General features: G+C 56.0%; 20 protein-coding genes and 1 pseudogene. 2 read left to right on the top strand and 19 right to left on the bottom strand.

Annotation, left to right across the window (positions count from 1 at the left end):
• Positions 1-507: 507 nt before the first annotated feature.
• Positions 508-3,143, bottom strand: a pseudogene (gene mngB / locus K5I40_RS14235) (mannosylglycerate hydrolase).
• 23 nt (positions 3,144-3,166) lie between these two features.
• The gene (gene mngA, locus K5I40_RS14230; protein WP_223074866.1) at positions 3,167-5,083 is read right to left on the bottom strand and encodes a PTS 2-O-a-mannosyl-D-glycerate transporter subunit IIABC; all 1,917 of its coding nucleotides are present in this window, start codon (positions 5,081-5,083) and stop codon (positions 3,167-3,169) included.
• Between the two features lie 172 nt (positions 5,084-5,255).
• Between mngA and K5I40_RS14225 the strand changes: the two genes are divergently transcribed.
• The gene (locus K5I40_RS14225; RefSeq protein WP_223074867.1) at positions 5,256-5,972 is read left to right on the top strand and encodes a GntR family transcriptional regulator; all 717 of its coding nucleotides are present in this window, start codon (positions 5,256-5,258) and stop codon (positions 5,970-5,972) included.
• 82 nt (positions 5,973-6,054) lie between these two features.
• On the opposite strand, the gene sucD is transcribed toward K5I40_RS14225, so the two are convergent.
• From sucD to sdhC, 8 genes are all read right to left on the bottom strand, one after another.
• A complete protein-coding gene (gene sucD, locus K5I40_RS14220; RefSeq protein WP_032617085.1) occupies positions 6,055-6,924 on the bottom strand; it encodes a succinate--CoA ligase subunit alpha in 870 nt (289 codons plus the stop codon).
• Positions 6,924-8,090 carry an ADP-forming succinate--CoA ligase subunit beta gene (gene sucC, locus K5I40_RS14215; protein ID WP_032617084.1) on the bottom strand — a complete coding sequence of 389 codons (1,167 nt, stop codon included), beginning with the start codon at positions 8,088-8,090 and terminating at the stop codon, positions 6,924-6,926. Before sucC ends, sucD begins: the two co-directional genes overlap by 1 nt.
• Before the next feature lie 87 nt (positions 8,091-8,177).
• Positions 8,178-9,398 (bottom strand): 2-oxoglutarate dehydrogenase complex dihydrolipoyllysine-residue succinyltransferase, encoded by a 1,221-nt coding sequence (gene odhB / locus K5I40_RS14210; RefSeq protein WP_039029335.1) that lies wholly within the window; start codon positions 9,396-9,398, stop codon positions 8,178-8,180.
• A 14-nt stretch (positions 9,399-9,412) separates the two neighbouring features.
• Positions 9,413-12,220, bottom strand: coding sequence for a 2-oxoglutarate dehydrogenase E1 component (gene sucA, locus K5I40_RS14205; RefSeq protein WP_039029334.1), 2,808 nt, complete (start codon positions 12,218-12,220; stop codon positions 9,413-9,415).
• A gap of 227 nt (positions 12,221-12,447) precedes the next feature.
• Positions 12,448-13,164, bottom strand: a complete 717-nt coding sequence (sdhB, locus tag K5I40_RS14200) for a succinate dehydrogenase iron-sulfur subunit SdhB (RefSeq protein ID WP_039029333.1) — start codon at positions 13,162-13,164, stop codon at positions 12,448-12,450.
• 15 nt (positions 13,165-13,179) lie between these two features.
• A complete protein-coding gene (sdhA, locus tag K5I40_RS14195) occupies positions 13,180-14,946 on the bottom strand; it encodes a succinate dehydrogenase flavoprotein subunit (protein ID WP_039029332.1) in 1,767 nt (588 codons plus the stop codon).
• Entirely contained in the window at positions 14,946-15,293 is a 348-nt protein-coding gene (sdhD, locus tag K5I40_RS14190) for a succinate dehydrogenase membrane anchor subunit (RefSeq protein ID WP_039029331.1), read from the bottom strand. Before sdhD ends, sdhA begins: the two co-directional genes overlap by 1 nt.
• Positions 15,287-15,691, bottom strand: a complete 405-nt coding sequence (sdhC, locus tag K5I40_RS14185; protein WP_039029416.1) for a succinate dehydrogenase cytochrome b556 subunit — start codon at positions 15,689-15,691, stop codon at positions 15,287-15,289. The genes sdhD and sdhC overlap by 7 nt, the downstream gene beginning before the upstream one ends.
• 640 nt (positions 15,692-16,331) lie before the next feature.
• On the opposite strand from sdhC, the gene K5I40_RS14180 reads away from it, so the two are divergent.
• Positions 16,332-17,618 (top strand): citrate synthase, encoded by a 1,287-nt coding sequence (locus K5I40_RS14180; protein WP_039029330.1) that lies wholly within the window; start codon positions 16,332-16,334, stop codon positions 17,616-17,618.
• 74 nt (positions 17,619-17,692) lie between these two features.
• On the opposite strand, the gene nei is transcribed toward K5I40_RS14180, so the two are convergent.
• The 9 genes from nei to phrB are packed head-to-tail and all read right to left on the bottom strand — an operon-like array spanning position 17,693 to position 25,376.
• Positions 17,693-18,484: an endonuclease VIII gene (gene nei, locus K5I40_RS14175; RefSeq protein ID WP_223074868.1), complete on the bottom strand. Its 792-nt coding sequence runs from the start codon at positions 18,482-18,484 to the stop codon at positions 17,693-17,695.
• A 12-nt stretch (positions 18,485-18,496) separates the two neighbouring features.
• On the bottom strand, positions 18,497-19,141 hold the full coding sequence (gene pcp, locus K5I40_RS14170) for a pyroglutamyl-peptidase I (protein ID WP_223074869.1): 645 nt from the start codon (positions 19,139-19,141) through the stop codon (positions 18,497-18,499).
• Positions 19,142-19,150: 9 nt separating this feature from the next.
• Positions 19,151-20,146 carry a DUF979 domain-containing protein gene (locus K5I40_RS14165; RefSeq protein WP_139564566.1) on the bottom strand — a complete coding sequence of 332 codons (996 nt, stop codon included), beginning with the start codon at positions 20,144-20,146 and terminating at the stop codon, positions 19,151-19,153.
• Positions 20,143-20,853: a DUF969 domain-containing protein gene (locus tag K5I40_RS14160; protein ID WP_039029326.1), complete on the bottom strand. Its 711-nt coding sequence runs from the start codon at positions 20,851-20,853 to the stop codon at positions 20,143-20,145. The genes K5I40_RS14165 and K5I40_RS14160 overlap by 4 nt, the downstream gene beginning before the upstream one ends.
• Before the next feature lie 35 nt (positions 20,854-20,888).
• Complete coding sequence (gene pxpA, locus K5I40_RS14155) at positions 20,889-21,623, bottom strand: 5-oxoprolinase subunit PxpA (RefSeq protein WP_138369722.1); 735 nt, start codon at positions 21,621-21,623, stop codon at positions 20,889-20,891.
• On the bottom strand, positions 21,613-22,545 hold the full coding sequence (pxpC, locus tag K5I40_RS14150) for a 5-oxoprolinase subunit PxpC (protein WP_223074870.1): 933 nt from the start codon (positions 22,543-22,545) through the stop codon (positions 21,613-21,615). Before pxpC ends, pxpA begins: the two co-directional genes overlap by 11 nt.
• Positions 22,539-23,195 (bottom strand): 5-oxoprolinase subunit PxpB, encoded by a 657-nt coding sequence (gene pxpB, locus K5I40_RS14145; protein WP_039029324.1) that lies wholly within the window; start codon positions 23,193-23,195, stop codon positions 22,539-22,541. The genes pxpC and pxpB overlap by 7 nt, the downstream gene beginning before the upstream one ends.
• Before the next feature lie 14 nt (positions 23,196-23,209).
• The gene (locus tag K5I40_RS14140; protein WP_223074871.1) at positions 23,210-23,953 is read right to left on the bottom strand and encodes a type 2 GTP cyclohydrolase I; all 744 of its coding nucleotides are present in this window, start codon (positions 23,951-23,953) and stop codon (positions 23,210-23,212) included.
• 10 nt (positions 23,954-23,963) lie between these two features.
• Positions 23,964-25,376, bottom strand: coding sequence for a deoxyribodipyrimidine photo-lyase (gene phrB / locus K5I40_RS14135; RefSeq protein ID WP_223074872.1), 1,413 nt, complete (start codon positions 25,374-25,376; stop codon positions 23,964-23,966).
• Between the last annotated feature and the right edge of the window lie 240 nt (positions 25,377-25,616).

Here is a 25,616-nt window from a genome sequence, read left to right as displayed (position 1 = left end):
ATTGATCCCGTAAATATAATACGCTGCAAAACCCTTACAATAAACAGGTTTTTATTCAAACAGATTTACGTTTTTCGACGGTGATCAATTTATAGCAAAACTACCACTTTTCGGCCATTTTGATCCGGAACAATTTAACGCTTTTTGGAGCCTATTTCCAAGGATTAAACATTGATTTAAATCAACAAACAAACACAGCTGTTAAAGATGTGTACTTGTGAGAGCGATAGTAAAATCCATGTTAAAAATATGTATATAAGGGGTGTTATTAGTTATAAAAGACAGGGGATAATATAAGCAGATGTGATTTTTATTAACGCAGAAAGAGAAAAGAAGGTTTGGAGGCAAATAAGTATAGAGTGTTATGCGCCTCACAGTATTTTTTTATTACTCTGTTATTCGCGAAATTACACTTCCTTCACTTTAAGAAACTTTAAATTAACACCACTGTGTGACTATTTGATGAATAAAGGCCACAGTGTCTGCAGCCTTCCAGTATGTTGCGCGTTATTTCTCTATTTTAACGCTAAATGTTCGCGACTGTCCTGGTCTGAACGCCCCGACAATGCCCCTTCCCTCCTGATTCAGTGCATTGATTCGCTCATTCATGTCCGTCTCAAAACACGTATTAATCGCGCGATTCAAGGATAAAGCAACATTGCAGGAGTGGGTCTCCGACGGGTTGTACAGACGAATAATCATTTCGTCACGATCTTCAGCCTTTTTAAGCGCGCTGAGCACACACTCATTCGGCGCCAGCGTTAACAGGCTATAGCTACCCGGCGTCGTAAAGGTTACGCTGTTGAGTTTCATTGCGTCCCAGGGGATCTTGTTATAACAGTGCACGGGAGTAAGCCATGCCTTCGCCTGCTGGGCGATGCCTGTACTTACGGGCGTACCATTAAAACTCATCAGGCTAAAGCGACAGATTAACCGACCGCGCATCTGGGAATCAGGCACCGGCATTTTGATCCCTGACGGTCTGCCTGGACGAAGGAGTAAATCCTCTTTTCCAAGCACCCCCACGCCACGCAGCAACGTCAGGGCAAAGGTTTTTTGACGCTCACCCGTTATTTCGAATTCGCGAAGTCCCTCGGTGAAAAGCGCTATGCCGTTACGTCTTTCATGAAGCACCGCATAATTGAGCAGATTCCACACCGGCACCGGCGCTTCTTTCCACCCATCTTCCTGCCAGTTTGCCATCGCTTCATCATGTACGGGACGCGTCAGAGAACCAAACTGGGTATCGGCTAAGACTTCGTCCGTCACGAATGGGGTTGGGATGAGGACCCGAATGCGGTGGTCATCCGCCTGATTGTCCAGATGCACCTCAACGTCGATACGCCGGCTGTTGTGGCTCAGCGTAATGGTCATTTCAGCGCTGAGAGAGCCCGTTTGCTGGCGCGCGGATCGTTCCTTCAGATTCGCCGGAATGGCCATACGATAGTGGAGCACCGCCCTGCTCTGCCAGGCTTCATGGATCACCTCGACATTATGCTCTGCGTGAGCTGAAGTGAGCCTCCACTCCTCGCGTGACGGCGAGTAATCGTACTCGTCTCCATCATCAGAACTCTCTTCAATTTCCAGCGCACGGTCATAAATTAGCCCGGACTCTTTGTCGAGCAGTCGCAGGGTACCATCGTCATTTAAGGTTATTTGCCAGAACGCATTTTCCAGTAACGCCTCGGGGAGTTTACCAGGCGCAAGCACCTTACCGGCTGCATGCGCTTCAATGTAGAGCGTTCGGTAGCCCATGGAGGGCAGGATCTGGCTGATCTGGATGTCAAATTCCATGAAGGGATCGTAATTTCCGTAATGCACAATCTGGCGGTCGATCAGCCCGGGGTCGATTTCACGCGCGCAGCGGAGGAAATAGGGGATCTCATTGCCTTTGTCATCGAGCAGGCGGAACTGGCTGGCGCGCAGACGTATCGTGGTGTTAATCACTTCCTCACGCGGCCAGGGCGTCAGGTTGAACATCACCAGTTTGTCTTCTTCCGTTTTCGGCATGTTGTCGACAATCTTGCGCATATAAAAGCGAGTCAGGTTGTCGGCCATATCCTCGGCCAGCTCAAAACGGGACATAATCTCACGATGCACTTTGTCACTACAGCAGCAGCCAATACTGTCGTGAGCGTGATTTTTGAGGATCTCTTTCCACATCTTTTCCAGCAAACCGTGGTGGTACTCAAACCCCAACGTCCAGGCAAGCGTCGCCAGCGGCTCAAGGATGTTGACGATTTTATTCTCTATACGGGCGTGGGCAATTTTGATATCCATTCGCATGGAGCCGATGGTCCGGTGTACGCGCATGTATTTACCGTCAATAAACTCCCCTTTCAGCGTCGCCAGTTCATCGCGGTGTGCGTCGATATGGTCAAACACCTCCTCAAACCGACTCATGACAAATTTACGCTGCGGGTAGATTTCACGAGTTTATCCATCACTGCAAAAATGTTCTGCTGCAGCGGCATTTGATCGTGACCGTTAGGCAGTAAAATCTCTTTCGTCACGGAGGCTTTTTCCAGTACATCAAAGTAAGCGTCGAGGCGTTTACGCAGCCCGCTCTCATCCTCCGGTAAGTACTTACCAATCGCGTAGCCCAGCGGTAGCACCTGCGCCGTGACCTCACTGCCGTCCTGGCTCTGCCACAGAAACTCCGTTTTATCGGTGCCGTGACGTTCGGAACAGCCACGCCAGAACAGGGTGCGTGTAATGCCGAAGCCGTTATAAATGTGCGGCAGCTGGGAGGACATGCCGAAGGAGTCTGGTAGATAACCAATTTTCATTGGCTCGCCAAAAGCCATGCAGTCACGGATGCCGTACATCAGATTACGAACGATAGATTCGCCGGAAACAAGGGTGGTATCCGTCTGGGTATACCAGGGTCCGATAATGAGTTTTCCGGCTTTAACCAGCGCTTTCACGCGGGATCTGTTTTCCGGTTTAACCGCAAAATAATCTTCCAGCACCGCCGTCTGACCGTCGAGTACGTAGAATTTATACTCCGCATCCTGTTCAAGACGCGTGAGGATTTCCTCCATATTATTGACCAGAAGAATACGCGACTCTTCGGTGGTGAAGTACCACTCACGGTCCCAGTGCATATGTGGCGTGATATGAACGCGAGATACAGCTTTCATCTTCGTTTCCTGTTAGTGAGTGTTTAAGATGCGATGTCCTGAGTCACATACTGGCCGCTCTTCACCGCCTGACGCCGCCAGAGCAGTAAAATGAGCGTGGAGATTGCCGTACCCAATAGTGCCGCACCAAGCCAGCCCGCTGCGGCTATCACACCGCCAAGCCCGGCATCGTGGAGTAAAAAGAGGGAGAAAATGCCTGCACCCGGCGTGGACAACCCGATACCCATCGCACCGATCGTCGCCCCTGTCACCATTGAGCCCAGAACAAACGAGCCTATCACCCGGAAAGGATCTTCAATCGCCATCGGAATGGCCCCTTCGGTGATGCCCGCCAGCCCCAGCAGCCAGGTTGATTTACCGGTTTCAATTTCGAACTGTTTAAACAGTTTCGGTGCCAGCATCGTTGAGGCCGTCACGGTGAAGGCCGAGACCATTTTGACGGAGGCAAAGATCGCATAGGGACCATAGACTCCGTTGGCCATCGCCCCCAGGCAGAACGCATAAGAGGCTTTGTTAACCGGTCCGCCCAAATCGAATGAACACATAAAGCCGAGAATAGCCCCCAGCAACAACGCATTCGCACCGGACAGACCATTCAGCCAGGCGGTAAGCGAGTTATTGAGCCAGGCCACCGGTTCACCGATCACAAACAACATCAGGCTACCGGCACCCAGCACGCCGAGCACCGGATAGAGATAGAAGGTTAAAAAGCCGTTGTAGCGGTTACTCAGACGGATGTGATGCTTCACCCAGCGCATCAGGTAGCCCGCGATAAGCCCCCCTGCGATAGCGCCCAGAAAACCAGAGCCGATCATATTGGCGGCAAGACCCGCAGCAAAGCCGGGTGCCAGAGCCGGTTTATCCGCCAGCGAGTAGGCGGTATAGGCCGCAAGGACGGGCACCATCAATATGCCCAGCATGCCGCCGCCCAGTTTGCGGTACATCCACAGCCATGAGTTTTCCTGATCAAACAGGTGCTGCAGACCGAGAATTTGTGCCAGCAGAACCGACACGGCCAGCACTGTGCCTCCCGCGACAATCAGCGGTACCGCAAAGGAGATACCGCTGAGGAGCGCCTGCTTGAGTTCTGTTTTGACACTCTTTTTAGCTTCGGTTTCAACCTGCGCCTGGCGCTCACCGGAAGCAGGCTTTAATGCCAGCGCACGCTCAATTAAGGCTTCAGCGTGGCGCAGGGGTTCCGCAACGGGAACGGAAATGGTGGGGATGCCTTCAAAGCGCTCGCTCTCTTTAATTGCCACCTCGGCGGCAAAGATGCACGCTTTTGCATCCTGCAACTGCGAAGGAGTAATACGCCCTTCAATGCCGTTCGCGCCCTGCTTTTCAACCACCAGGTTTACGCCCAGCTTACGCCCGGCTTTTTCGAGATATTCCGCTGCCATATAGGTATGGGCGATCCCTGCCGGACAAGCCGTCACGCAGACGATGGTCGCTGCACTGGATGATACTGCGCTCTCCTCAGCCTGCGGCGTATCGTCCAGCGCGGCCAGCAACTCTTCTGCCGTCGTGGACGCCATCATGCGTGCCCGCAGAGCATCATTCGCCAGGCGAGACGTCAGCTCCGTCAGTATCCCAATATGCGTTGACCCGGCTTCAGCAGGAGGAATGGCGAGCAGAAAAATCAGCTCCACATTCTCCGGACCGTCCACCCCTTCCCATTCCAGCGGTTCGCTGAGGGTTGCCACGGCAAAGGCTGCTTCTTTCACGGCTGCCGATTTGCCATGCGGCACAGCCAGCCCTTCTCCCAGCGCGGTCGGGCCAAGTGATTCCCGATGGATAACCTCCGCCAGAAAAGCATCCGCGTCACTAATTTTACCCAGATCTACCAGTCGCATCGCGAGCTCGTGGATGGCGCGATCGCGGTCAGTAAACTGTGCCTGCACGCAGACAGCACGGTAATCAGTCAGAGTTGTCAGGTTCATAAAGATCCTTACCCTTACGTTGTTATTGTCTGACGTGAATTCTGGCAGAACAGATAATACATTTATGTGATCACTTTCACTAACAATCACAATTTGTATTTTATTTGTATTATTTACAACTTGTCCGCTAAAGGCATAATTCCGGGTAATGGTATTAAACAGGCATAACAAAATGGGTAATAAACCGATGTACCGGCAGATAGCCGATGCGTTCCGCGAGAAAATTAACGCCGGCGAGTTAAAACCCGGCGACGCATTGCCGACAGAATCCAGCCTTCAGGAGGCGTTTAACGTTAGTCGGGTTACCGTGCGGCAGGCTTTAAAACTGCTCGCCGATGAGCAGATCATCGAAAGCATTCAGGGCAGCGGCTCCTATGTAAAAGAAGAGCGCGTCAATTACGACATTTATCAGCTCACCGGCTTTTACGAAAAACTGGCGGATCGCAACGTCGATACGCACAGCGATGTCACCATCTTCGAAGTGGTGAAGGCGGACGCGAAACTGGCCGCGAAATTAGCCCTTAGTCCGGATGACAAGGTCTGGCACGTCAAGCGCGTGCGCTTCATTAAGCAAAAACCGGTCAACCTTGAAGAGACATGGATGCCTCTCACCATGTTCCCTGACCTCACCTGGGAAGTGATGGAGAACTCCAAATACCACTACATTGAGCAGATCAAAAAGATGGTTATCGATCGCAGCGAGCAGGAGCTGGTGCCGATCATGCCATCACAGGAGGCGATCGCCACGCTGGGGCTCGATCCGGCAAAACCGATCCTGGAGAAAATATCTCGTGGATTTTTGAAAGATGGTCGGGTGTTCGAATACAGCCGCAACGTATTTAACACTGACGACTATAAATTCACGCTGGTGGCCCGGCGCAGGCAATAAAAAAGGCCATCTTACGATGGCCAACCATGTCGAAACGGACATTTATTATGTCAAAGCTCCCCGCACGGGGAGCAGAGAGGATTTACTTAATGATGGATTTCAGTGCTTCACCGATGTCAGCCAGGCTGCGAACGGTTTTCACGCCTGCTGCTTCCAGCGCTGCGAATTTCTCGTCCGCAGTACCTTTACCGCCCGCGATGATGGCGCCTGCGTGGCCCATACGCTTGCCTTTCGGCGCGGTGACACCCGCGATGTAGCCAACCACTGGCTTGGTCACGTGATCTTTGATGTAAGCAGCCGCTTCTTCTTCCGCGCTACCGCCGATTTCACCGATCATGACGATCGCTTCAGTCTGCGGGTCTTCCTGGAACAGCTTCAGGATGTCGATGAAGTTAGAGCCCGGGATTGGGTCGCCGCCGATGCCCACACAGGTGGACTGGCCGAAACCGTAGTCGGTGGTCTGCTTAACCGCTTCATAGGTCAGGGTACCGGAACGGGAGACGATACCCACTTTGCCCGGCTTATGAATGTGGCCCGGCATGATGCCGATTTTGCATTCGCCTGGGGTGATCACGCCCGGGCAGTTTGGTCCGATCATGCGCACGCCCGCTTCGTCCAGCTTCACCTTCACGGTCAGCATATCCAGCGTCGGGATACCTTCGGTGATGGTGATGATCAGTTTGATGCCTGCGTCGATCGCTTCCAGGATGGAGTCTTTGCAGAACGGAGCCGGAACGTAGATCACGGTGGCAGTTGCGCCAGTCGCTTCTACCGCTTCACGTACGGTGTTGAACACTGGCAGGCCCAGGTGCGTGGTGCCGCCTTTACCTGGGGTTACGCCGCCAACCATCTGCGTTCCGTAAGCAATCGCCTGCTCAGAGTGGAATGAACCCTGGCTACCGGTGAAGCCCTGGCAGATAACCTTGGTATCTTTATTAATTAAAACGGACATTATTTCCCCTCCACTGCGGCAACAACCTGCTGAGCTGCATCCGTCAGACTTTTCGCTGCAATAATATTCAGGCCGCTGTCAGCCAGTTTTTTCGCGCCGAGTTCAGCGTTGTTACCTTCCAGACGGACAACAACCGGGACGTTCACGCCCACTTCTTCTACCGCGCCGATGATACCGTCAGCGATCAGGTCGCAACGTACGATACCGCCGAAGATGTTAACCAGAACGGCTTTCACATTGTCATCGGAGAGGATGATTTTGAATGCTTCGGTCACGCGCTCTTTGGTTGCACCGCCGCCCACATCCAGGAAGTTTGCCGGCTCGCCGCCGTGCAGTTTAACGATGTCCATGGTGCCCATTGCCAGGCCCGCACCGTTAACCATGCAGCCGATGTTGCCATCGAGTGCTACGTAGTTCAGTTCCCACTGTGCAGCCTGCGCTTCACGTGGATCTTCCTGAGACTGGTCGCGCATTTCGCGCAGGTCAGCCTGGCGGAACAGCGCGTTGCCGTCAGCGCCCAGTTTGCCGTCGAGGCAGATCAGATCGCCCTGCTTAGTGATGACCAGCGGGTTGATTTCGATCAGCGCCAGGTCGCGCTCCAGGAAGATAGTTGCCAGGCCCATGAAGATCTTGGTGAATTGCTGCACCAGTTTGCCTTCCAGACCCAGTTTGAATGCCAGCTCACGACCCTGGTAAGGCATTGGGCCCGCCAGCGGATCGATAGCGACTTTGTGGATCAGGTGCGGGGTCTCTTCCGCCACTTTTTCGATTTCCACGCCGCCTTCGGTAGAGGCCATAAACACCACGCGACGGGAGCTACGGTCTACGACTGCGCCGAGGTACAGTTCTTTTGCAATATCGGTTGCCGCTTCAACCAGGATCTGGTTAACCGGCTGGCCGCCCGCGTCTGTTTGATAGGTCACCAGACGTTTGCCAAGCCAATGTTCAGCAAAGGCACGGATCTCTTCTTTGCTGTTAACAACCTTCACACCGCCCGCTTTACCGCGGCCGCCAGCGTGAACCTGACATTTTACTACCCAAGGACCCGCACCGATTTTAGAGGCGGCTTCTTCTGCTTCACGAGGGGTATTGCAGGCATAACCCACCGGAGCCGGTAAGCCATACCGGGCAAACAGCTGTTTTGCCTGATATTCATGTAAGTTCATGTGTTCTATCCATCCTTCAGGGTAATCGTTAGGTCATGCTTTTGTAGGCCCGGCAGACAAAGCGCCGCCGGGCAGTACGGCTAAAAACTAAACGTCCAGCAGCAGACGAGTTGGATCTTCCAGCAGCTCTTTAATGGCGACCAGGAAGCCCACGGACTCGCGGCCGTCGATCAGACGGTGATCGTAGGAGAGCGCCAGATACATCATCGGCAGGATCTCAACTTTACCGTCAACCGCCATCGGACGATCTTTGATGGCGTGCATGCCAAGGATCGCGCTCTGCGGTGGGTTGATGATCGGAGTAGACATCAGGGAACCGAATACGCCGCCGTTGGTAATGGTGAAGTTACCGCCGGTCAGGTCGTCGACGGTCAGCTTGCCGTCACGGCCTTTCACTGCCAGCTCTTTAATGTTCTTCTCGATGTCAGCCATGCCCAGGGTGTCCACATCACGCAGAACCGGGGTCACCAGGCCGCGTGGGGTAGAAACGGCCATGCTCACGTCGAAGTAGTTGTGATAAACCACGTCATCGCCATCGATGGACGCGTTCACTTCCGGGTAGCGTTTCAGCGCTTCAACAACCGCTTTCACGTAGAAGGACATAAAGCCCAGACGGATACCGTGACGTTTTTCAAACGCGTCACCGTACTGCTTACGCAGGTCCATGATTGGCTTCATGTTCACTTCGTTGAAGGTGGTCAGCATTGCGGTGGAGTTTTTCGCTTCCAGCAGACGCTCGGCCACACGCTTACGCAGGCGGGTCATCGGCACGCGTTTTTCGCTACGGGCGCCCAGAGCAGGCTGTGCTGCTGGTGCGGCTGCCGGGGCTTTTGCTTCCGGCGCAGCTGGCGCTTTAGCCAGATGTTTTTCAACGTCTTCACGGGTCAGACGACCGCCAACGCCGGTGCCTTTAATGGCAGCCGCGTCGAGGTTGTGTTCAGCCAGCAGGCGACGGATCGCCGGGCTGAGCGCGTCGTTAGACTGCTCTTCCAGGGAGGCCTGCTGGCGCTGCGCTGGAGTAGAGGCTTTCTCTTCAGATTTCGCGCTGGACTCTTTACCTGCGCTGTTGCCTTCACGCAGGCGACCAAGGATCTGGCGAGAAGTGACGGTTGTCCCTTCATCTTCCAGTACGGCATCTAGAACACCATCCGCCGAAGCCGGTACTTCCAGTACCACTTTGTCAGTTTCGATTTCTACCAGCACTTCGTCGCGCTTAACGGCATCGCCCGGTTTTTTGTGCCAGGTGGCGACGGTCGCATCTGCTACAGACTCAGGCAGGTCGGGAACAAGAATATCTACGCTACTCATTATGTATCCTTTAATTAATCGACGTTCAGCGCGTCATTGACCAGATCTTGTTGCTGCTTCTGGTGAACGGACATATACCCTACCGCCGGAGAGGCGGAGGCCGGGCGACCTGCGTAACGCAGGGCAGACCCAAATGGAATCACTTCACGGAAATGATGCTGGCTGCAGTACCATGCGCCCTGGTTGAGCGGCTCTTCCTGGCACCAGACAAAATCATGTACGTGAGCATATTGTTTCAGCACTTCCTGCATCGCCTGATGCGGGAACGGATAAAGCTGTTCGATACGCACGATGGCGACATCTTTCTGGTCGTTCTTACGGCGCTGTTCCAGCAGGTCGTAGTAAACCTTACCAGAACACATCACCACGCGTTTAACCGCCTGTGGATCCAGCTCGTCAATTTCGCCAATCGCCGGCAGGAAGGTGCCGTTCGCCAGTTCATCCAGGGTGGAGACTGCCAGCGGGTGACGCAGCAGCGATTTCGGTGACATCACCACCAGCGGACGGCGCATCCCGCGCAGCGCCTGACGACGCAGCATGTGATAAACCTGTGCCGGGGTAGACGGGACGCAAACCTGCATGTTCTGCTCGGCGCAGAGTTGCAGATAACGCTCCAGACGCGCGGAGGAGTGCTCCGGGCCCTGCCCTTCGTAACCGTGTGGCAGCAGCATCACCAGGCCACACATACGGCCCCACTTCTGCTCGCCAGAGGAGATGAACTGGTCGATAACCACCTGCGCACCGTTGGCGAAGTCGCCGAACTGCGCTTCCCAGATGGTCAGGGTACGGGGTTCTGCCGTGGCGTAACCGTATTCAAACGCCAGGACCGCTTCTTCTGACAGCACGGAGTCCCAGACCTTGAACTGGCCCTGGCCGTTATGCACGTGCTGCAGCGGGGTGTAAGTAGAACCGTTGGTCTGGTTATGAATCACCGCATGACGGTGGAAGAAGGTGCCACGACCGGCATCTTCACCGGACAGACGTACCGGAATGCCTTCATCAACCAGCGTTGCGTACGCCAGGTTTTCTGCGCCGCCCCAGTCGAACAGCTTCTCGCCTGCCGCCATCGCCTGACGGTCAGAGTAGATTTTCTGTACGCGGGACTGCATCTCGATCGCTTCTGGTACGGTGCTGATGCGTTTTGCCAGCTCCTGCAGACGCTTCATCTCGACCTTGTTCGGGTAGCTCTCATCCCACTCGTGGTTGAGGTACGGCGACCAGGTAAAGGAGTGCATGTTCATCGGACGCAGTTCTTTCACCACGCATTCGCCGGCATCCAGCGCGTCGCGGTAAAGATTAACCATCTCGGTAGCATCTTCCAGGGCAACAATCTTCTCCGCTTCCAGTTTGTCAGCGTAGATTTTGCGCGGGGTCGGATGCTTTTTGATTTTCTGGTACATCAGCGGCTGGGTTGCACTTGGCTCGTCCGCTTCGTTATGGCCATGACGACGGTAGCAGAACAGGTCGATCAGCACGTCACGCTTGAAGGTGTTACGGAAGTCCAGCGCCAGGCGGGTAACGAAAGCAACGGCTTCCGGGTCATCCGCGTTAACGTGGAAGATTGGCGCCTGTACCATCTTACCGATGTCGGTGCAGTATGGCGTAGAACGCGCGTCCAGCGGGTTAGAGGTGGTGAAGCCCACCTGGTTGTTGATCACGATGCGAACGGTACCGCCCACTTCGTAACCACGCGCTTTGGACATGTTCAGTGTTTCCTGAACCACGCCCTGACCGGTGATCGCCGCATCGCCATGAATGGTGATTGGCAGAACTTTGTTGCTGCTTGGCTCGTCCAGACGATCCAGACGCGCACGTACGGAGCCGATAACCACCGGGCTGACGATCTCAAGGTGCGACGGGTTAAACGCCAGCGCCATGTGCACCAGGCCGCCCTGGGTTTCGATATCCGATGAGAAGCCCATGTGGTACTTCACGTCACCGGTACCGAGGTGTTCTTTATGTTTGCCCGCGAATTCGTCGAACAGATCCTGCGGCTTTTTGCCCAGCACGTTGATCAGCACGTTCAGACGACCACGGTGCGCCATGCCCAGTACCACTTCACGGGTACCGCTGTTGCCCGCGTGGCGGATCAGCTCTTTCAGCATCGGCACCAGCGCATCACCGCCTTCCAGCGAGAAGCGTTTTGCACCCGGGAATTTAGCCCCGAGGTAGCGCTCCAGGCCTTCTGCTGCGGTCAGTTCGCTCAGGAAGCGTTTTTTCTCTTCGGCATTGAAGGTGGATTTACCGGCAACGGATTCAATACGCTGCTGGATCCAGCGTTTCTCTTCGGTTGAGGTGATGTGCATGTACTCTGCGCCGATGGAGCCGCAGTAAGTTTGCTTCAGCGCTTCCAGCAGATCGCCCAGCTTCATCGTGTCTTTGCCAATAGCGAAAGAGCCGACGTTGAAGGTTTCCTGGAAATCTGCTTCGGTAAGGTCGTGATAAGCCGGGTCGAGATCGGCCACACGCTCTTGCTGCCACAGTCCCAGCGGATCCAGATTCGCATGCTGGTGGCCACGGAAACGATAGGCGTTAATCAGCTGCAGGACTTTAACCTGCTTTGCATTGGTGTCAGGGTCGGAGATAGCGGAAGAGTAACGTGAGGCATCCTTCGCCAGACGACGGAAATAATCACGTGTTTTGGAATGAAATTGATCCGGTTTGACACCCGTTCCAGGTAACTCCTGGAACATGGAACGCCAGTTAGCGTCCACTGAGTCAGGGTCGGTTAAGAAGTCTTCATAGAGCTGTTCAATCCAGCTTTGGTTTGCACCAGAGAGGAATGAAGAGTCCAGCCAGGCTTTCATTGCGCCGTTCTGCATCGTGATCCCTTAAGCATTTTTATGCTTATTTCGCCGTAGAAACTACCACGCACACCACGTGTACGTGCCGGGGTTCACCTGCGAGCTCTTCTCTATATAGCGGCTCGCGAAGGAACCTTTAGAAACTGTCTAAACTTCAGGGCAGTTTTTAAAGGTTTCTGCATTCCATCCCCTCTCCCCTTTGGGGAGAGGGTTAGGGTGAGGGGAACAGCGCCCCCTCGTGTTACTTACGCACTGCGCTGCAACAACATCGACTTAATGTGGCCGATAGCGCGCGTCGGGTTCAGCCCCTTAGGACATACACTGACGCAGTTCATGATGCTGTGGCAGCGGAATACGCTGAAAGCATCACTCAGCCCTTCCAGGCGGTTGTCGGTTTCGGTATCGCGGCTGTCAATCAGGAAGCGATACGCTGCCAGCAGGCCAGCCGGGCCGATAAACTTGTCCGGGTTCCACCAGAACGACGGGCAAGAGGTCGAACAACATGCACAAAGAATACACTCATACAGGCCATCGAGTTTTTCACGTTGCTCTGGCGACTGTAAATGCTCGCGAGCGGGTGGATTTTGCCCATTATTCAACAAGTAAGGCTTAATCTTCTCATATTGTGCATAGAATTGCCCCATGTCCACCACCAAATCGCGCACGACCGGCAGGCCTGGCAGAGGACGGATAACAATCTTCTGTCCCGGACGGTTAAGCGCCGAAATCGGGGTGATACAGGCCAGACCGTTTTTGCCATTCATGTTCAGACCGTCGGAGCCACATACCCCTTCACGGCAGGAACGACGGAATGACAGTGTCGGATCCTTTTCTTTCAGCTGCATTAAAGCATCCAGCAGCATCATGTCACGGCCTTCTTCCGCTTCCAGGGTGTAATCCTGCATATGCGGAGCGTCATCTACATCCGGGTTATAACGATAAACTGAGAATTCGAGTTTCATTGTCCTGTCTCCGCATTAATAAGTACGAATCTTCGGCGGGAACGCCGGACGCAGTTTCGGTTCCATATTGACGCTACGACGTGTCATGGATTCCGACTCTGGCAGATACAGGGAATGGCACAGCCAGTTTTCGTCGTCACGATCCGGGAAGTCGAAGCGGCTATGGGCGCCACGGCTTTCGGTACGGAAGTTTGCAGAGACCGCCGTCGCGTACGCGGTTTCCATCAGGTTATCCAGCTCCAGACACTCGACGCGCTGGGTGTTGAACTCGCTGGAAGTATCGTCCAGACGGGCATTTTTCAGACGCTCGCGGATCGCTTTCAGCTGCTCAAGACCTTTCGCCATCGCGTCGCCTTCACGGAACACCGAGAAGTTGTGCTGCATGCACTCCTGCAGCGCCTTACGGATTTCCACCGGATCTTCGCCGTTGCGGTTACCGTTCCAGCGGTTGAGACGTTCAAGAGAGGCGTCGATATTGGCTTCGGTGGCATCACGCAGTGGACCTTGCTCAGCAATGGACTCCTGCAGATGCAGACCCACCGCACGACCAAACACCACCAGGTCGAGCAGAGAGTTGCCGCCCAGACGGTTGGCGCCGTGTACGGATACGCAGGCGATTTCGCCTACTGCGAACAGGCCCGGGATCACCACGTCTTCGCCCTGCTCGTTCACGGTCAGCGCCTGGCCGGTCACTTTGGTCGGAATACCGCCCATCATGTAGTGACAGGTTGGGATAACCGGGATCGGCTCTTTAACCGGGTCGACGTGCGCGAAGGTGCGGGACAGCTCCAGGATACCCGGCAGACGGGATTCCAGAACCTCTTTACCCAGATGGTCAAGCTTCAGCTTGGCGTGTGGGCCCCACGGGCCGTCACAGCCGCGACCTTCACGGATTTCGATCATGATGGAACGCGCCACCACGTCACGACCCGCCAGGTCTTTCGCATTCGGGGCATAACGCTCCATGAAGCGCTCGCCGTGTTTGTTCAGCAGGTAGCCACCTTCACCACGGCAGCCTTCTGTGACCAGCACGCCCGCACCGGCGATACCGGTTGGGTGGAACTGCCACATCTCCATATCCTGCACCGGCACGCCAGCGCGGATCGCCATACCGACGCCGTCACCGGTGTTGATATGGGCGTTCGTCGTGGACTGGTAAATACGGCCTGCGCCGCCGGTCGCCAGCACGGTTGCGCGGGCTTTGAAATAGACCACTTCACCGGTTTCGATGCACAGAGCGGTACAACCCACTACTGCGCCATCTTCGTTTTTCACCAGATCCAGCGCATACCACTCGGAGAAGATGGTGGTTTTGTTCTTCAGGTTCTGCTGGTACAGCGTGTGCAGCAGGGCGTGACCGGTACGGTCTGCCGCTGCGGCGGTACGTGCCGCCTGCTCGCCGCCGAAGTCTTTCGACTGGCCGCCAAACGGACGTTGATAAATGGTACCGTTCTCCAGGCGGGAGAATGGCAGCCCCATATGGTCCAGCTCCAGAATCGCTTCCGGGCCGGTCTTGCACATATATTCAATGGCGTCCTGGTCACCGATGTAATCGGAGCCTTTCACCGTGTCGTACATATGCCATTCCCAGTTATCATCATGGGTATTACCGAGCGCGACGGTGATGCCACCCTGCGCGGATACGGTATGGGAACGGGTCGGGAAGACTTTAGAGAGCAGCGCACAGGTCTGGCCGCTCTGGGAAATTTGCAGCGCCGCGCGCATACCTGCGCCGCCGGCTCCAATCACTACAGCGTCAAATTCTCTGACAGGAAGTTTCATCACACACCCCACACCACAACAAATCCATAAATGACGTAAACCACCAGGGCAACGACGATTGCCAGCTGCAACGCGAGACGAATTGCCATCGGTTTAACGTAGTCGGTCAGTACCTGCCACATGCCAATCCATGCGTGGATCAGAATGGAGAACAGCGCCAGCAGGGTAAACACTTTGGTGAAAGCAGAACCGAAGAAACCGGTCCAGATTTCCCACGTCAGGTCGCCGCTGGTGGCAAAGAAACCGATCATGTAGATGATGTAGAGGGTGAGAACGATAGCGGTAGCACGGACCAGAATGAAGTCATGTACGCCGTTGCGTCCTAATGCGGAGGCGTTGCTTACCATACGAGAACTCCTGCGAGAAGTGAAAGCACGACAGTGATAACAAAGGAGATGTTAGCGGTACGCTTGCCGGTTTCGAAGGTCTCTTCCAGATAGCCGAAGTCCATCAGCATATGACGAACGCCGCCGACAACGTGATAAGCCAGCGCGGTCAGGATGCCCCACATGATAAATTTCACGAAGAAACCGTTCATGATGTCAGAGGCCTGCTGGAATCCTTCCGGAGACGAGAGACTGGTACCCAGCAACCATAACAGGATACCCACCGCGACAAACGTGATCACACCGGATACACGATGAAGGATGGACGCTATTGCCGTTACGGGGAATCGGATCGTTTTTAGATCCAGATTGACAGGTCTTTGTTTTTTCACATTTCTTATCATGAATAACGCCCACATGCTGTTCTTATAGTTTCCTTCCTCCGGACTGCGATGCGGGTCAGACAGCGTGCCTTTTATATAACTGTGCGTCATGCAAAACATTGCTTCCAGATGCTCAAATGACACGTTACAACGCTGGTTGGCTCGGGATTGCAGGGTTTTCCGGAGACCTGGCGGCAGTATAGGCCGTTCACAAAATCATTACAATTAACCTACATACAGTTTGTCGGGTTTTATACGGAACAGTGATCAGGGTCACGATAACAACATCTTTTTAATTTTTAATCATCTGATTTGACAAATGTTAAACATTATTGTTACAAACATCACCAGAAAAGGCATATAATGCGCAAAAGTTATGAGGTCTCTCTTTCACCTGAGAATAAGTTATGTAACAGTGTGATGGTATTGACCGAAGTTATCAGGACAGTTATTAGTGATATACAGGTTTGAATAATTCGGACTGCACAAACACTGATTTGCTGTTATTTCTCTGATTTCTCATTTGTTTACCTGCTAGCGCCATTGCTCTGTACCCTGGTTTCTCCTCGTGAGCTGAGCGGCGAGCCAAATAACAAACTGGTAACAATGATAAATTAGCTGAATGCAAATCCGGTTATGGGCAGTCTTAAGCAATAAGGCGCTAAGGAGACCGTAAATGGCTGATACTAAGGCAAAACTCACCCTAAATGGTGACGCTGCTATCGAACTGGATGTGCTAAAAGGCACGCTCGGTCAGGATGTTATTGATATCCGTAGTCTTGGTTCTAAAGGTATGTTTACCTTTGACCCTGGTTTTACCTCCACCGCATCTTGCGAGTCCAAAATCACCTACATCGACGGTGACGAAGGTATCCTGCTGCACCGCGGTTTCCCCATCGACCAGTTAGCGACCCACTCCAATTACCTGGAAGTGTGCTACATCCTGCTGAACGGCGAAAAGCCGACGCAGGAACAGTACGATGAGTTCAAAACCACCGTTACCCGTCACACCATGATCCACGAGCAGATTACCCGTCTGTTCCATGCATTCCGCCGCGATTCACATCCAATGGCGGTTATGTGCGGGATCACCGGCGCGCTGGCTGCGTTCTACCATGACTCGCTGGACGTGAATAACCAGCGTCACCGTGATATCGCCGCGTTCCGTCTGCTGTCCAAAATGCCAACCATGGCAGCGATGTGCTACAAATACTCCATCGGACAGCCGTTTGTTTATCCACGCAACGACCTCTCCTACTCAGGTAACTTCCTGCGTATGATGTTCGCCACGCCGTGCGAAGAGTATGAAGTGAACCCGGTGCTGGAACGCGCAATGGATCGTATCCTGATCCTGCACGCTGACCACGAGCAGAACGCATCTACCTCTACCGTGCGTACCGCTGGCTCCTCCGGCGCGAACCCGTTCGCCTGTATCGCAGCAGGTATTGCCTCCCTGTGGGGACCGGCACACGGCGGCGCGAACGAAGCGGCACTGAAGATGCTGGAAGAGATCAGCTCCGTTGAGCACATTCCTGAATTCGTACGTCGTGCGAAGGACAAGAATGACTCCTTCCGTCTGATGGGCTTCGGTCATCGTGTTTACAAAAACTACGATCCGCGCGCAACCGTAATGCGTGAAACCTGCCATGAAGTTCTGAAAGAGCTGGGCACCAAAGATGACCTGCTGCAGGTGGCGATGGAGCTGGAACACATCGCGCTGAACGACCCGTACTTCATCGAGAAGAAACTCTATCCGAACGTCGATTTCTACTCCGGTATCATCCTGAAAGCGATGGGCATTCCGTCTTCCATGTTTACCGTTATCTTCGCGATGGCGCGTACCGTGGGCTGGATTGCACACTGGAACGAAATGCACACCGAAGGCATGAAAATTGCGCGTCCTCGCCAGCTGTATACCGGCTACGAGCAGCGTAATTTCGAGTCTGACGTGACCAAACGCTAACAGCGATGCCCGGCGGCGCTACGCTTGCCGGGCCTACGTAGGCCGGGTAAGCGTCAGCGCCACCCGGCGTTTTTTTATGTCTGACAATGTGGACACCAGTAAAACGGTCGCGAAGAGAGCGTCGTTTTCTCAATCACCCCACCGCAGCGCTCACATTTTTTCCCCGCGCGATGAAACACCTTAAACCGGAACAACGCCCCGTGATGCTTATTCTCATTCACCACTCCGCGCGTGTTATACGACAGACGCGGGATATCCAGCAGCGCGTGGGATAACGCATCCAGCTGCGCGTCGCTGAGCTGCGAGGCTTTGTGGCTCGCCGCCAGCCCCACCTCCCACAGAATTTCTACCCGCAGATAGTTGCCCAGACCGGCAAGAAACGACTGGTCCAGCAGCAGCCCGGAAAACTGGCGATTGCGAAATTTTGCCGACAATAGCCGCGTTTTCACATCCTCTGCCGTCAGGCGTAAATCCAGCACATCCGGCCCCACCCGCTGCAGGAAGGGATGGGTGGTAAGCTGCTCCGGCAGCAGCATCTCAATATCCGAGGCGCTATAGAGCAGAATGGTTTTGTCCGCCGTCTCCAGTTTGACGCGCAGCACACGGGTCGTCTCCGGCAGTTTACCGGTATCCACCACCCGCCAGACGCCATACAGCTGGTTATGGCTGTAGAGCGTAAGCTGGTTGGAGAAGTGGGTGAGCAGCGCTTTGCCGCGCGTCTCCAGATGCGTGACCGTCTCGCCGATAAGCCGGGATTCAAAGGTTTTTAACTGAGGAAAAGCAAACCACACGTCGGTGAGCGGTTTACCTTTTATCGCCGCCTCCAGGCTATCCGCCGCGCGGCGGATCTCTGGTCCTTCTGGCATGATGTCTCCTTTCTAGTGCGTCGCTCCGCCCACCACTTTGATGTCGTGCTCCTGACGCAGCGCCACCGCAATGGCGATCTCCAGGGCCTGCTTCACGGTGTGCGTCGCCATGCTCGGGGCGCCGGGGTGCGCTGCCGCCTGCTCGGGGAGGTAAGGAATATGGATAAACCCGCCCTTCACGTCCGGGCTGTTGGCCAGCTTGTGCAGCACGCCGTACATCACGTGGTTGCAGACGAATGTGCCAGCCGTCTGGGAAACAGAAGCAGGAATGCCTGACTCCCGCAGGGCCGCCACCATCGCTTTAATCGGCAGGGTGCTGAACCAGGCCGCCGGGCCGCCGTCAACAATGGCGACATCCACCGGCTGTTGCCCCCGGTTATCGGGAATGCGAGCGTCATCGACATTGATCGCCACCCGCTCAACGGTGACATCCACCCGGCCCCCGGCCTGGCCTATCGCCAGTACGACGGAGGGCTGCAGCGCGTCAATGGCCGCGTTCAGCACCGATAACGACTCGCCAAACACGCAGGGCAACTGCCGCGCTACCACGCGACAGTCGTCAATAATCGCGCCATCAAGCTGTTTCACCACTTCCCACGACGGGTTAACGCTCTCGCCGCCAAAGGGCTCAAATCCGGTGATTAAAACTGTTCGCATCATTTCTCCTTACAGGAACATCAGGAAGTAGAGCAGGAATACGTTGGCGATCAGCAGCAGCACCCCGGTAGGCACCTGCGCTTTGATGACCGCATTTTTATCGGGCAGCTCCAGCAGCGCGGCGGGCACGATGTTGAAGTTAGCCGCCATCGGCGTCATCAGCGTGCCACAGTAGCCGGAGAACATGCCAATCGCCGCCATCACCGCCGGGTTGCCGCCGTGTTGCAGGACCAGGATCGGGATGCCGATCCCCGCAGTGACAATCGGGAAGGCAGCGAAGGCGTTGCCCATCACCATCGTCAGCAGCGCCATGCCCACGGCATAAACCGCCACCGCGATAAACCGGCTGTCCACCGCCAGATACGTCTGGGTTAGGTAAGAAATCCCCTCCCCGACGCCAGCGGCGGTAAACAGCAGGCCAAGGGTGGCAAGGATTTGCGGCAGAATAAAGGCCCAGCCGATGGAGTCGAGCAGTCGGCGCGCCTCCTGCAGAGGCTGATGCACTTTCTCATGGGTCATTTTGACCGCCATCGCCAGGCCAATGAGCGAGCCGATGGTCATCGAGAACAGCGTGACCAGCGTCGAGTGGTTGCCCGGCCCGAACAGCGTCTCCTGCAGGCCCGGAATGTGGTTAAACATCAGCACGCCCACCACCGTCACCACCGGAATGGCCAGCGCCGGTAAGAAGAGGCGATTGCCCAGACGCTTCGCGCTGCCCTCGCGCTCTTCTGCCGTGCGCTGGTGATAGCTGCCGAGGCGCACGCCGCCAAAACCGGCGATCAGCGCCAGGACGACCACCGCCAGACCCACCGCGATATGCACGGTGCGCTTGTCGCCCACCAGATCGTAGGTCCAGTTGCCGAGCAGGAACAGCAGGCCGTAAATGCCCCAGAACAGACCGGTGGTGATGCGTCGTGGGTTGGCTTTATCGCGAAACGACATCAGCGCCACGATCAGCAGGATCAGGCCTGCCAGCCAGTAGAGATAGCTTTGCTGGAAATTCATTTCACCTCTCCCTGCACTTTCGCCAGTTCGCGCTCCAGATGCTTATCCAGGCGGTACAGTCGGGTGGCGTGGATCGCAAAGGCGCAAAGCGCGGTCGGGATCCCCCATAGGGCAATATGCAGCGGCTCGGTCTGGATGCCGCCGGATTCAAGCATGAAATTATGCATAAAGATGATGGCGCCAAAGGCAACGAAGATGTCTTCGCCAAAGAACAGCCCGACGTTGTCGGTGGCGGCCGACATGGCCCGCAGGCGATAACGCACCGCCCCCGGCAGTTCGCCATACTTTTTCTCTGCGGCCCCTTCTGCCATCGGTGCCAGCAGCGGACGCACCATCTGCGGATGCCCGCCGAGGCTGGTCAGCCCCATCGCCGCCGAAGCTTCACGAACGAACAGATAGACGATCAGCAGACGACCGGCGGTGGCGCTGTGGATCTTCGCGATCCACGCCTGGGCCCGCTCTTTCAGGCCGTGGCGCTCCAGCAGACCGATAACCGCCAGCGGGATCAGGAGGATATAGGGCAGGTTGCGGGTGTTCAGGAACCCTTCACCCAGTTTTTCCAGAATAGTGGCGACCGGCATATGCGCCGCCAGGCCGGTGACGATCCCGGCGACAATGACCACCAGCACCGGGTTAAAGCGTAAAAGAAACCCGACCACAATCACCGCGATACCGATGAGTGGCCAGAGGGATAGCGTCTCTGCCATGTTCTCTTTCCTGTTGTTGTGTTTGCAAATGTGCGTTATGCACTGATTTTTATATTATTTGCTTCAAATTCCTGACGCAGGCGACGGGCAAAGGCCAGGGCGTGTTCACCGTCACCGTGGATGCAGACCGTCTGTGCGTGTACGGTTGCCCATTCACCGGTAATACTTTTCACCCGGCCGCGCTGTATCATCTCCAGGGTTTGCGCCAGGGACTGCTCTTCATCGGCAATCAGCGCTCCGGCCTGGGTCCGCGGCACCAGGCTACCATCCGGCTGATACCCGCGATCGGCAAACACCTCTTCCCGGGTGATCAGGCCATAGCGCGTTCCGGCGCGGATCAGCTCGCTCCCGGCCAGCCCAACCAGGATCAGATCCGGGTCGACGGTCGCCACAGCGCGGGCGATCGCATCAGCAAGATTGCGATCCTTCGCCGCCTGGTTATAGAGCATGCCGTGGGGTTTCACGTGACGCAGCTGCCCGCCTTCGGCGCGAACGATCGCCGCCAGGGCCCCAATCTGATACAGCATTTGCGCATAAACCGTCTCCGGCGGCAGGGTCATGGCCGTGCGGCCGAAGTTCTCCCGATCCGGGAAGCTGGGGTGCGCCCCGATGGCCACCCCGTTTTTCAGCGCCTCGCGCACGCAGGCCAGCATGGTTTCGGCATCACCGGCATGAAACCCGCAGGCGATGTTGGCTGACGACACCAGCTGTAGCAGCGCGGCATCGCTGCCGCACCCTTCACCCAAATCTGCATTTAAATCAACCGCGATCATGCAACCTCCACGCCAGCTGTTCGATGTATTGCTTCTGGATGCGTCGTGCTTCCAGAGCCTCTTCCAGGGTACAGGGGACAAAGTGGATCGGCTGTCCGAGCGGCGCCTGGGCCAGGTGGTACATATCGGCTTCAATGATGCAGGCGATCCGCGGATAGCCCCCGGTGGTCTGGGCATCGTTCATCAGAATAATCGGCTGCCCGTTATGCGGCACCTGAATAACGCCCGGCAGCAGGCCGTGGGAGAGCAGTTCGCGCTCGGTGGTGCGCTGCAGTTTTTGTCCCTGCAGGCGATAGCCCATGCGGTTACTTTGCGGGCTGAGCTGCCAGGGCAGACGCCAGAGCGCATCCTGCGAAGCCTGATCAAACTCATGGTATTCCGGCCCCGGCAGGGCGCGCACGCGGTTATCCCACAGCAGCTGTTTCACGCCCTGCGCTTCGCGGAATTCGCGCCCGCCAGGCCGCACGGCCAGGCGATCGCCATCTTTCAGCAGACGCCCTTCGTGTCCGCCCAGGCCCACTTTCAGATCGGTACTCAGGGAGTCCATGACCGACGGCACCTCGATGCCGCCCGCGATCGCCAGATAGCTACGCATGCCGCGACGGGGGCGATTAAGGGTGAGCTGCTGCCCGGCTTTTACCGGCAGACGCCAGCCGGTCCAGACCGCCGCGCCGTCAAGCCGGGCGTCACAGCCTGCCCCGGTCAGGGCAAACCAGCCGTCTTGTTCAAACTCGAAGGTACATTGTCCAAGGGTGATCTCCAGCGCGGCATCGTCCGGATCGTTGCCCACCAGCAGATTGCCAATCTGCAATGCCGGTTTATCCAGCGCACCGCAGTAGCTGATCCCCGACTGGCGAAAACCGATGCGTCCGCCGTCCTGCACCGAGGTATAGAGCCCGGCACGAACTATTTTTAGCATACCCCCTCCTTCTGCGGGATAAACCGCACGGTATCGCCAGGGCGCAGCAGCACCGGCTCGTCACGACTGGGATCGAACAGTGGCAGAGAGGTGTGTCCTATCAGCTGCCAGCCGCCGGGTGTGGCTAAGGGGTAAATCCCGGTTTGCGCCCCGCCAATCCCCACTGAACCCGCCGGCACCTGCAACCGGGGTTCGGCGCGACGTGGGGTAGCCAGCTGCTCGGGCAGCCCGCCCAGGTAAGGGAAGCCCGGCTGAAAACCCAGGAACCAGACCACATAATCAACGGATGAATGGAGCTCCACGACCTGTTTCTCCGAAAGCCCGGCATGCCGGGCCACTTCGCCAAGGTCAGGGCCCGCGGCGGTGCCGTACACAACGGGGATTTCGATGGCGCGGGAATCCGGCTCCAGCGCCTCGCTCTCTTCCCACCAGCGCTGCAGACGCTCAATCGCATCCAGCGCCACCGAGTGGGGATTGCGCAGCACCACGGTAATGTTATTCATCCCCGGAATGGCTTCCACCACTTCAGGGAGTTCACCCAGCCGCTGGGTCAAGCGCCAGATCCGTTTTTGCGTCGCCAGGGTCACTGGCGGTTCCAGCTCCAGTACCACGGCGGTTTCGCCTAGCAGATAACAACGTGCTCGCTGCACTTATATACCTCTCATCAGGCTGGATTAGGGATATCCACAAAGGTGACATCCAGGTCGGTATTTTCTGTCAGCCATTCGCTGAGGGCGCGAATACCGCCGCGTTCCGTGGCGTGGTGGCCTGCTGCATAAAAATGGAGCCCCTGCTCGCGGGCGGAGTGAATGGTTTGCTCGGACACTTCGCCGGTGATGAAGGCATCGACGCCAAAACGCGCCGCGCTGTCAATAAAGCCCTGCCCGCCGCCGGTACACCAGGCGACGCGCTGTACGGTATCGGGCCCGGTGTTGCCGCTCCACAGCGGACGACGCCCCAGCCGGGCTTCGATCCACGACGCCAGCTCCAGACCCGGTACCGGCATGGAGAGTTCACCCCAGGGCACCAGCGGCTCGATTTCACCCATGATGGTAATGCCAAGCAGCGCCGCCAGCTGGGCGTTATTCCCCAGTTCCGGGTGCGCGTCCAGCGGCAGATGCCAGCCGTAGAGATTGATGTCGTTTTCCAGCAGGGTCTTCAGGCGATTGCGTTTCATGCCGCGGATAACCGGCGATTCACCTTTCCAGAAATAGCCGTGGTGAACAATCACCGCATCGGCATTCTGACGCACCGCTTCATCGATCAGCGCCTGGCTTGCCGTTACGCCGGTGACAATTTTCTGCACCTGCTCACGCCCTTCCACCTGCAGGCCGTTCGGCGCGTAGTCGCTGAAGCTGGTGCTGTTGAGTTTGTCGTTAATCAGGCGTTCCAGTTCACTGTTTTTCATTATTACTCCCTTATGCTTTACGGGCGGCTTCATACGCGGCCAGCGTGGCAACGCGCGCCTGTTTATGGTCGACAACCGGGCGCGGATAATCGAGGGTGACGCCCTGCTTGTCCGCCCAGGTCCAGGGATCGTGGATGGCCTTGTCCGGTACGGTGGCCAGTTCCGGCAGCCAGCGACGGATAAACACGCCGTCGGCATCAAACTTCTGCCCCTGGGTTGTCGGGTTAAAAATACGAAAATAGGGGGCCGCATCGGTTCCGGTCGATGCCGCCCACTGCCAGCCGCCGTTGTTGGCGGCCAGGTCGCCATCGATCAGCTGCGAAATAAAGTACCGTTCCCCGGCGCGCCAGTCGATAAGCAGATCTTTGACCAGAAAGCTGGCGGTGATCATGCGCAGGCGATTGTGCATCCAGCCGGTTTCATTCAGCTGGCGCATGGCGGCATCAACGATGGGATAGCCGGTCTGTCCATATTGCCACGCCTTCAGCTGGGCGTCCTCAGACTGCCATTTGACGTTATCCGTCCAGCGGATGAATGGCCGATATTTACATAAATCAGGGTGATACGTCATCAGGTGACGGTAAAACTCTCGCCAGATGAGCTCGTTAAGCCATACGGAACCCGGCCCGCCCTCCAGCGCCTGGGATTGTTCTGCCAGCAATCGGTGCAGGCACTGACGGGGAGAAAGTACCCCCAGCGCCAGACAGGCTGAGAGTCGGCTGGTACCTTCGATGGCCGGGAAATCACGCTGCGCCTCATACTCCCCTGCCCCTTGCTGGCAGAACTGACGCAGGCGGGCAATCGCCTCTTTCTCGCTCGCCGGGAAGAGGTCAGTATCGAAGGGCTGTTTTGGATAGTCGAAATCCAGCTCTGCCGGAGTAACCTTTTCACCTTCACGGGCGGCAGGCGCCGCCGCACACTCGGGCAGCCCCTCTTTCAGCCGCCGCAGCCAGGCATTTTTAAACGGCGTAAAGACCTTGTACATCTCGTGATTGCCGGTCATCACGCTGCCCGGCGGCAGGATCACGCTGTCATCAAATCCCTGACAGGTGACGTCCTGCAATGCGCGCTCCAGCTGGAGGTCGCGCTGCTGCTCGTTGAGTTCGTACTGGTAGTTATAAAAAAGATGGGTGACATCATGCTTGTCGCAAAGCTGGGCCACTTTTTCACCCTGGGCAGCGAAATCAGGAACCTCCTCATACAGCAGCGGAATGCCTTTGTCGGCCAGTTGCCGTTGCAAACCCTTGAGATGGGCATGAAGAAACGCGGCCTGACGTGGGGCCATGGCGTGCTGCTGCCACTGTTGTGGCGTGGCGATAAATAGCGCCAGCACGCGGGCTTTTTTGTCGCGACAGGCGGCGGCAAGCGCCAGGTTATCGTGGATGCGCAGATCGGCGCGAAACCAGACCAGATGGGTGGCCATAACACTCCAGTATTATCGTCTGTAACATCTACAAGTCACCGAGGATACTTCCCTTTAACAAGTGTAGCCATACTGAAATAAAAAAGGCCGCCCTGATGGCGGCCTTAACGAGACTATGGACCGGCTGTGGCAGCCCTTTCAGAATTCATTTAGATAACGCAAATTTGGCCTGAGGGCGGTTAAGGTTAAGATTAACTTCTCTGGTAGTGCTTGTTTGAATCATCCCTACGGACCGCGAAT

Origin of the sequence: Leclercia sp. LTM14 (assembly GCF_023736175.1) — a bacterium.
In the GTDB taxonomy this organism is placed as follows: Bacteria; Pseudomonadota; Gammaproteobacteria; order Enterobacterales; family Enterobacteriaceae; genus Enterobacter; species Enterobacter barmai.
The sequence above is the reverse complement of the archived record's forward strand: the minus strand, read 5'-3'. Positions and strand labels throughout refer to the sequence as shown.

Excerpts from the sequence above, each read along its gene's own strand:
- mngA (WP_223074866.1), bottom strand. The coding sequence starts at position 5,083 with ATGAACCTGACAACTCTGACTGATTACCGTGCTGTCTGCGTGCAGGCA.
- K5I40_RS14225 (WP_223074867.1), top strand. The coding sequence starts at position 5,256 with ATGGGTAATAAACCGATGTACCGGCAGATAGCCGATGCGTTCCGCGAG.
- sucD (WP_032617085.1), bottom strand. The coding sequence starts at position 6,924 with ATGTCCGTTTTAATTAATAAAGATACCAAGGTTATCTGCCAGGGCTTC.
- sucC (WP_032617084.1), bottom strand. The coding sequence starts at position 8,090 with ATGAACTTACATGAATATCAGGCAAAACAGCTGTTTGCCCGGTATGGC.
- odhB (WP_039029335.1), bottom strand. The coding sequence starts at position 9,398 with ATGAGTAGCGTAGATATTCTTGTTCCCGACCTGCCTGAGTCTGTAGCA.
- sucA (WP_039029334.1), bottom strand. The coding sequence starts at position 12,220 with ATGCAGAACGGCGCAATGAAAGCCTGGCTGGACTCTTCATTCCTCTCT.
- sdhB (WP_039029333.1), bottom strand. The coding sequence starts at position 13,164 with ATGAAACTCGAATTCTCAGTTTATCGTTATAACCCGGATGTAGATGAC.
- sdhA (WP_039029332.1), bottom strand. The coding sequence starts at position 14,946 with ATGAAACTTCCTGTCAGAGAATTTGACGCTGTAGTGATTGGAGCCGGC.
- sdhD (WP_039029331.1), bottom strand. The coding sequence starts at position 15,293 with ATGGTAAGCAACGCCTCCGCATTAGGACGCAACGGCGTACATGACTTC.
- sdhC (WP_039029416.1), bottom strand. The coding sequence starts at position 15,691 with ATGTGGGCGTTATTCATGATAAGAAATGTGAAAAAACAAAGACCTGTC.
- K5I40_RS14180 (WP_039029330.1), top strand. The coding sequence starts at position 16,332 with ATGGCTGATACTAAGGCAAAACTCACCCTAAATGGTGACGCTGCTATC.
- nei (WP_223074868.1), bottom strand. The coding sequence starts at position 18,484 with ATGCCAGAAGGACCAGAGATCCGCCGCGCGGCGGATAGCCTGGAGGCG.
- pcp (WP_223074869.1), bottom strand. The coding sequence starts at position 19,141 with ATGCGAACAGTTTTAATCACCGGATTTGAGCCCTTTGGCGGCGAGAGC.
- K5I40_RS14165 (WP_139564566.1), bottom strand. The coding sequence starts at position 20,146 with ATGAATTTCCAGCAAAGCTATCTCTACTGGCTGGCAGGCCTGATCCTG.
- K5I40_RS14160 (WP_039029326.1), bottom strand. The coding sequence starts at position 20,853 with ATGGCAGAGACGCTATCCCTCTGGCCACTCATCGGTATCGCGGTGATT.
- pxpC (WP_223074870.1), bottom strand. The coding sequence starts at position 22,545 with ATGCTAAAAATAGTTCGTGCCGGGCTCTATACCTCGGTGCAGGACGGC.
- K5I40_RS14140 (WP_223074871.1), bottom strand. The coding sequence starts at position 23,953 with ATGAAAAACAGTGAACTGGAACGCCTGATTAACGACAAACTCAACAGC.
- phrB (WP_223074872.1), bottom strand. The coding sequence starts at position 25,376 with ATGGCCACCCATCTGGTCTGGTTTCGCGCCGATCTGCGCATCCACGAT.